Raw genomic sequence first — 7,448 nt, forward strand, 5'->3', positions numbered from 1 at the left:
GTTCAGCGTCATTCTCTTCGCGTAGAACACGACGCAAGATCTTACCGACATTGGTTTTAGGTAAGTCTTCGCGGAATTCAACCAACTTAGGTACTTTATAGCCAGTTAAGTGCTGACGACAATGCGTAATAACTTCATCTTTGGTCAAGCTCGGGTCGCGCTTCACGACGTAGATCTTCACTAATTCACCAGAGACTTCGTGCGGTTGACCAATAGCAGCCACTTCAAGGACTTTGCCGTGCAGTGCTACAACGTCTTCGATTTCGTTCGGGTAAACATTAAAGCCTGATACCAAGATCATGTCTTTCTTACGGTCAACGATGTGCAGGAAGCCTTCGTCATCGAACTTAACAATGTCGCCCGTTGATAACCAACCGTCTTCGTTGATCGTATCTTTCGTTGCTTCAGGTCGTTGCCAGTAGCCTTGCATAACCTGAGGACCACGAACTTGAAGTTCACCAGTTTCAGTATTCGCAAGAGCATTGCCTTCTTCGTCCACAATACGAACTTCTGTTGATGGTACCGGCAGACCAATCGATCCATTGTATTCAACAAGGTCATGCGGGTATGCCGCCACCAACGGAGAACACTCTGTTAGACCGTAACCTTCGAGCAAATAGCAACCCGTGGTCTTTTGCCATCTTTCTGCCACTGAGCGCTGCACTGCCATGCCGCCGCCAACGGCTAAACGTAGATTACTGAAATCCAACTCGTGGAAATCTTCATTATTGACCAATGCATTAAATAAGGTATTCACGCCCGTAATCGCGGTAAACGGATGCTTTTGTAGCTCTTTCACGAACCCTGGAATATCTCTAGGGTTGGTAATAAGTAAGTTACGACCACCCATTTCGACAAACAGCAGACAGTTTACGGTAAGAGCAAATACGTGATACAGCGGTAACGCTGTCACGACTAATTCACGCCCCGGAGATAAAACCGGTCCGTACGCACCTTTTGCCTGTAGAACGTTCGCAATCATGTTGCGGTGAGTCAGAATGGCACCTTTCGCGACGCCTGTTGTCCCCCCCGTATATTGCAGGAATGCAATGTCATCCCCAGACATAAACGGTTTAACGTATTGTAGACGACGACCTTTACGTAGAGCCTGACGCATTGAGATTGCACCAGGTAAATCGTACTTAGGCACCATGCCCTTAACGTACTTCACGACAAAATCGACAATCGTACCTTTCGCTCGTGGCAGCATTTGACCAAGACTGGTTAACACTACATGTTTGACTGGTGTTTTATCGACAATTTGTTCTAACGTATTCGCAAAGTTAGACACAATCACAATCGTCGTCGCACCTGAGTCATTCAATTGGTGTTCAAGTTCACGAGGAGTGTAAAGTGGGTTAACGTTTACGGCGATACAACCTGCACGCAAAATACCAAATAATGCTACTGGGTATTGCAGTAAGTTTGGCATCATCAGAGCAACGCGGTCGCCCTTTTGCAGTTTTAACTCGTTTTGCAGATACGCTGCGAATGCGCGACTACGCTCTTCCAATTTACGGAAGGTCATAACCGAGCCCATGTTCATGAATGCTGGTTGGTCTGCATATTTTTGTACAGACTGTTCAAACATTTCTACCAAAGACTCATATTGCTCTGGATTAATGGTTTCAGGTACGTCACTTGGATAACGTGAAAGCCATGGTTTATCCACGATGTTACTCCTCGTTTATAACTGGCTAAAAAATAGCGTCCTTTTTATTTTGAAAGCTATTACAGCACAGCGAACGTGCTTGAGCACGCAACTCTCAAACACTTGTTTAAATTTTGTTAACTACACCAAGAATTCGCGTTGCGACCTCGAGTATTTGCTCTAAATGACAGTGATGACCACCCTTGACAGAAACCACTTGCGGTGGGTTCTCTCCCCAATCAGCTTGGTTAGATGGTAAATTCTGAAATCCTTGATCGCCTAATACAATCAAATGAGGACAACGTATTTGGCTGGTAATCGAGTTAGCATGCGCTTGCGCCATTCGGTAAAGCGACGCACATTTTAACTTGGCGTCATGCCGCCAATACCATTTATCTCCTCGCTGCTCTGTTCCACGCTCGACTATCGGTAGAAGCTGCTCAGCGGTTAATTGGTTGGCTTGCACGCGTAATTTTAACGCCAGATCGAAGGAGGCAATGGCTCGCTCTGGCTTGTTTTGCTGTCTTATTCGACTTAAAACGCCATCGCGAAGACGAGGCAAACTGTTAGTAGGATCTTCAGTAAGAGGTCCTGCTCCCTCTATTTGCACAAGAGCTTCGACCTGCTCTGGAAACGCAGCACTATAACAACTTGCGATTAAAGCACCAAGTGAATGCCCTACTAATATCAGTCTGTTTGGTGATAATTCGTCCAACAGCTGATATAAATCGGCAATATAGTCGTGAAAGGGATAATAATTATCGTGAGATTTATGACTCGATAAACCGTGACCAAAATGGTCGATAGCAAGGAGGTGTAAGTGAGGATTAAGTTGATTCAACTGCTCCATGAGCGCTTTAAAGCTGCCCGCATTATCTAACCACCCATGAAGAAAAACGACTGACAAGTCAGCCGTTTTCTCGTTCCCTATCTCAAGGGCTGCCATTTTGCCGGCAGGAAGCTCGAATTGACGCTCATGCATCGCAGATTATTTGACCTGTTTTATCACTTTACCGTCTTGTGGGAAATCATTACGCCACATGCGGCAGTTAATCGAGTAACATGGGTAAAAGTAGGTTGGCGAATCATACATGCGTACACGTTCTTCAATTTTCCACAAACGGTAGCCTTGCCCCTTAATGATCGGGAATACGTATTCGTGCTCACCAATCTTTCCTTCTTCTTCTCCGGCGCCTGTACCTACAACCGTCAACAAGCGACCTTCACTAAAGGCAACAGGCTCTAAATAACCATCAAAATAGGTGACAAAACGTCCCGTAGGCTCTTCATCAATATCAGGTTTACCAGACTTACTGATTGGAAGATTTACAATCTCTAGACGCGTTTTATCTTTAAAGTTATCCACTTTAGCGATGATTCCACCAAGGCGAACATCTTCACTCACTTGCCCCTGAGACTCAGCAAAAGCTTTATAGTCTGTAACGACCAATTCTGTGCTTGCATTTAGCGCCTCTGGCAACGAGCTACACGCAGACAAACCAACCGTAGCAAATAATGCGAGAAAAAACCGTCCAAAAACCTTCATAAACCACCTTTCATATTAGTAATCCCTGTTTGGGGGAAAGTACTCACACGTAAATATCGACACCAAGTAACTGAGCCAGTTCCTCTTTTTTAGCTCGATTCATGACATCCATGTACTGCTCCATCGCTTTACGTGCACTCCCTTCGGGAAGGTCATATTGCACTTGAGCTCGGTGAATTTGGGACTCATCCACGTGTTTTATGGAGTGCGCCACAGCGTTAGCAACCTTTGAAGGCTGACCTACAGGCTGCTTTGTTTGTGATTTATCTACCTGCTTCTTTTTGCTGACTTTATTAGTGCGATTTGCACCGGGAATCAAAGAAGGAGGCAAGCCATTAATCGACGCCATAGCACTCCATAAAAATACAGGGCAAACGCCCTGCTTTTTGTCAGGTTAATGAAAAACGGACTATTCGCGACCAGGAAGTTTTTTCCATGTCACATTATCGCGTAGATAAACTGGGCTAGAATCTTCTACCGGCACAGTATTACCCTTTTTAAATTCTTGTTCAGCAAGAATCACGATGTCTTGTGAATCAGGGTACAGAACCTCGCCATGCGTCAAATTAAACGGTAGGTCTGCTAATACTTCTTGGTAGGCATCCCAACCCGTACCTGCTGTCGTCCACGTTTTGTCGTCTGCTTGTGCTTCTTCAATTAGACGTGCTGGTGGAATTACGCACTCTGCATCCCTCCCTGCCCACTCACCGTTTGCTTGGCGAGTGTAACGTGCCCAGTAGACTTCACCCATACGTGCGTCAATAGCCACAGCGACATCGGTCACACCATGTAAGCGATAGCTACCTTGAGCCATTGCAGCCAGCGTTGAAACGCCGATCATAGGTAAGTCAGCACCGAACGCCAAACCTTGTGCGATACCAATACCGATACGAACGCCAGTAAAGCTACCTGGACCACGTCCAAACGCTAACGCATCCAGCTCTTGTAGAGTCAGGCCTGCTTCTTTGAGTACTTCATCAACCATTGGCAGTACTTTTTTGGTGTGATCGCGTGGTGCAACCGCGCTACGTGAAATCACTTGATCATTAGCCAACAACGCAACTGAACAGTTTTCAGTCGCTGTATCGATAGCAAGAATTTTTGCGCTCATTTAACTCTCTACAACTCTAATTTATTGGGTTATGCCTCAGCACTTGCGTCTGTGACAGATTGTTCTGCTTTCAGGAATGCTTTGATTCCATCTAAGTCTCGCGTCCTTGGGATAGGTGGTAGGCTTCCTAGGAAAATACCACCATAGTCTCGCGTGACGAGGCGATTATCACAAATGATCAACGCACCGTGATCCTTCTGATCTCGAATTAATCGTCCTACTCCCTGCTTTAACGTAATCACTGCATCCGGGATTTGTACTTCAGCAAATGGTTCACCGCCACGTAATCGACAATCCTCGATACGGGCTTTGAGTAATGGATCGTCAGGGGCGGTAAACGGTAATTTGTCGATAATAACACAGCTCAGCGCATCACCTCTAACATCAATCCCTTCCCAGAATGCACCTGTCGCCACGAGTAAAGCGTTACCCAGCTCCATAAACTCTGCCAAGGTTTTCTGCTTACTCATCTCCCCTTGCATTAACACAGGCAGCTCAAGTACTTCTCGGAACTTCTCGCCTAGTTCACGCATCATGCTGTGCGAGGTACATAAAAAGAAACAGCGGCCATCGTTTTCTTCAATCACCGGAGCAAGCATTCGGACTAACTTATCCGCTAAGCCGTTACTGTTTGGCTCTGGCAAATACCTTGGCACACAAAGGCGCGCTTGTTTTTGATAATCAAAGGGGGACGGCAGAGAAAATTGCTTTGTAGGCTTGAGGCCAAGGCGCTCAGTAAAGTGCTTGAAGTCGCCCGATACGGCTAGGGTTGCTGACGTGAAAATCCACGCGCCTTGTTTAATCTCTATTTGCTCATGGAACTTGTCCGCGACAGAAAGAGGCGTAATGTGCAGAGCGAAATGACGAGGCGAGGTATCGTACCAGTATGAGTAGCCGGTAATATCGACATCACATACCCGGTCGATGCGGCCTTTGATCAAATTGGCTCGTTCAAAGGCGGTATCCAGTAATTGACTGCGCCCTAAGGCTATTTTGAGTACATCAATCGCCAATTCGAGGCTATCAGTTAAGCGCAATAATTCTCGCTTAATAGAGCCTGATTGCAACGCCTCACGCCAGTTGCCACGAAAGCCAGGCTCACCCAGTACAATCCGCATGTCCATTGCGCTTTGCATGAGTTTGTCACCCACTTTTTGCAATTGGCGCATATCTTTTGCTTCGGTGCGATAGGCTATTTCAATGTCTTTGGCAAGATCGTGAATTTGGCGACTTGATACTGACTGGCCGAAATATTCGCTCGCAATATCTGGCAACTGATGAGCTTCATCAAAAATAAACACATCGGCTTCTGGAATCAGTTCACCAAATCCTGTTTCTTTGATCGCTAAATCAGCAAGAAACAAGTGATGGTTCACTACAACAATGTCGGAATCCATGGCTCGCTTACGCGCTTTCAATACAAAGCAATCGGTGTAGCTCGGACACTCTTTACCTAAACAGTTATCATTGGTTGAGGTGATGGTCGGAATGATCATGCTGTCTTCTGGCAGATCATCACAATCCCCAAGGTCACCTGTTTTGGTTTCTGATGACCAAGCACGCACTTTAACCAGTTGAGTTAATAACGTCGGGTCAGATTCATTAGTGTGGCTTTCGACCATTTGGCGGCTCAAACGATCCAAACACAGATAATTAGAACGCCCTTTTAATAACGCCACTTGGCCATAAAAACCAAGCGCATTGACCATAAGCGGTAAGTCCCGATGGTACAACTGCTCTTGCAAGTTTTTCGAGCCTGTACTGATGATCACTTTTTTACCACTCAACAGTGCAGGGACTAGGTATGCGAAGGTCTTACCGGTTCCAGTTCCTGCCTCTACCACTAACTGGGTTTGATCTTTGATCGCACTGCTGACGGCTTCCGCCATATCGATTTGTGGCTGACGAGCTTGAAAGCCCGGAATGGCCTTACCTAACGCGCCATCAGAGGAAAAAGTTTTTGCGATCATGCTTGGTATTGAGTTTGAAAAATTATCGAGAGTATATCAGAGGAATAGGAGTGACATCAGCCCACAATCTGGCCAGCTTGCGGCGACGCACGGATATTTTGTTGAAACCAACGTAAGAATAGATTATTTATGGTGAAACATGGCAGTACAGTTACACCCGCCTGGGAATAATAACAAATTCGTACGCTAAAATATTAATGCATGGAAGTACCTGATTTATGGAAAAGAAAACACTGTTGACCCACTGTTCTGACGCCCCGGGTCTCATCTCGAAAATCACTAACATCTGTTACAAGCACCAACTCAACATCGTTCACAATAACGAATTTGTTGATAATACCAGTGGCCACTTTTTCATGAGAACGGAGCTGGAGGGATACTTCAACGATCAAACGTTTCTTGCCGACTTGGACCAAGCTCTCCCGCAAGGTGCTAAGCGTAAATTGGTTGGCTCTCGCCGTAAGCGCATCGTCATTCTCGTCACAAAAGAAGCGCATTGTTTAGGCGATATTCTGATGAAAACCTACGATGGAAGCCTAGATGTTGAGATCGCCGCTGTGGTGGGGAATTACGACAAACTGCAAACTCTCACTGAACGCTTCGACATTCCTTACCACCATGTGACCCATGAAAACCTTAGCCGTGAAGAACACGAGCAGAAGATGCTAGAAGTGATCGACCAATACGATGCTGACTTTTTGGTGCTAGCTAAATACATGCGCGTATTGACGCCTACGTTTGTTGAGAAATACCACCACAAAATCATTAATATTCATCACAGCTTCTTACCTGCTTTTATTGGCGCGAAGCCATATCAACAAGCTTACGATCGCGGTGTGAAAATCATCGGTGCAACGGCACACTTCGTGACCAATGATTTAGATGAAGGGCCGATCATCAAGCAAGACGTAATTCCTGTCGACCATACATTCAATGCCCAAGATATGGCGCAAGCAGGACGCGATGTAGAGAAGAACGTATTGAGTAAGGCTTTGAATAAAGTGATCAATGACCACGTTTTTGTTTATGGAAATAAAACAGTGATCCTGTAATCCCTCCGCACTAGTTACAACGAGAATGAAACCCGTCCAACTTGGCGGGTTTCATCTTTTCAGGGATATCCCCCCGACTCTAACCATCAAAATTAAACCGATACGTTATAATTTTTCA

General features: G+C 45.7%; 7 protein-coding genes. 1 reads left to right on the forward strand and 6 read right to left on the reverse strand.

The annotated features are described in order from the left end of the window. The 6 genes from fadD to CAG69_RS13450 form a co-directional block, all read right to left on the reverse strand. Positions 1 to 1,672, reverse strand: a 1,672-nt coding sequence (gene fadD, locus CAG69_RS13425; RefSeq protein WP_161444638.1) for a long-chain-fatty-acid--CoA ligase FadD, incomplete at its 3' end; no start/stop codon positions are given. Positions 1,673 to 1,778: 106 nt separating this feature from the next. Further along, positions 1,779 to 2,633: an alpha/beta fold hydrolase gene (locus tag CAG69_RS13430; RefSeq protein WP_006743344.1), complete on the reverse strand. Its 855-nt coding sequence runs from the start codon at positions 2,631 to 2,633 to the stop codon at positions 1,779 to 1,781. Between the two features lie 6 nt (positions 2,634 to 2,639). Then, positions 2,640 to 3,197, reverse strand: coding sequence for a Slp family lipoprotein (locus CAG69_RS13435; protein WP_161444640.1), 558 nt, complete (start codon positions 3,195 to 3,197; stop codon positions 2,640 to 2,642). A 43-nt stretch (positions 3,198 to 3,240) separates the two neighbouring features. Continuing rightward, a complete protein-coding gene (locus tag CAG69_RS13440) occupies positions 3,241 to 3,546 on the reverse strand; it encodes a hypothetical protein (RefSeq protein ID WP_012842040.1) in 306 nt (101 codons plus the stop codon). A 60-nt stretch (positions 3,547 to 3,606) separates the two neighbouring features. Beyond that, positions 3,607 to 4,308 (reverse strand): tRNA (adenosine(37)-N6)-threonylcarbamoyltransferase complex dimerization subunit type 1 TsaB, encoded by a 702-nt coding sequence (gene tsaB, locus CAG69_RS13445; RefSeq protein WP_006743346.1) that lies wholly within the window; start codon positions 4,306 to 4,308, stop codon positions 3,607 to 3,609. Between the two features lie 29 nt (positions 4,309 to 4,337). After that, a complete protein-coding gene (locus tag CAG69_RS13450; protein ID WP_005382210.1) occupies positions 4,338 to 6,278 on the reverse strand; it encodes an ATP-dependent DNA helicase in 1,941 nt (646 codons plus the stop codon). Between the two features lie 218 nt (positions 6,279 to 6,496). Here CAG69_RS13450 and purU point away from each other — a divergent pair, with 218 nt between their 5' ends. Further along, positions 6,497 to 7,330, forward strand: coding sequence for a formyltetrahydrofolate deformylase (gene purU, locus CAG69_RS13455; RefSeq protein WP_005382206.1), 834 nt, complete (start codon positions 6,497 to 6,499; stop codon positions 7,328 to 7,330). Positions 7,331 to 7,448: the final 118 nt, after the last annotated feature.

Source organism: Vibrio sp. V43_P6S15P86, from assembly GCF_009904725.1.
In the GTDB taxonomy this organism is placed as follows: Bacteria; Pseudomonadota; Gammaproteobacteria; order Enterobacterales; family Vibrionaceae; genus Vibrio; species Vibrio diabolicus.

What these genes read in the sequence shown, in the direction of transcription:
- CAG69_RS13430 (WP_006743344.1), bottom strand. Translation starts at nt 2,633, where the DNA reads ATGCATGAGCGTCAATTCGAGCTTCCTGCCGGCAAAATGGCAGCCCTT.
- CAG69_RS13435 (WP_161444640.1), bottom strand. Translation starts at nt 3,197, where the DNA reads ATGAAGGTTTTTGGACGGTTTTTTCTCGCATTATTTGCTACGGTTGGT.
- CAG69_RS13440 (WP_012842040.1), bottom strand. Translation starts at nt 3,546, where the DNA reads ATGGCGTCGATTAATGGCTTGCCTCCTTCTTTGATTCCCGGTGCAAAT.
- tsaB (WP_006743346.1), bottom strand. Translation starts at nt 4,308, where the DNA reads ATGAGCGCAAAAATTCTTGCTATCGATACAGCGACTGAAAACTGTTCA.
- CAG69_RS13450 (WP_005382210.1), bottom strand. Translation starts at nt 6,278, where the DNA reads ATGATCGCAAAAACTTTTTCCTCTGATGGCGCGTTAGGTAAGGCCATT.
- purU (WP_005382206.1), top strand. Translation starts at nt 6,497, where the DNA reads ATGGAAAAGAAAACACTGTTGACCCACTGTTCTGACGCCCCGGGTCTC.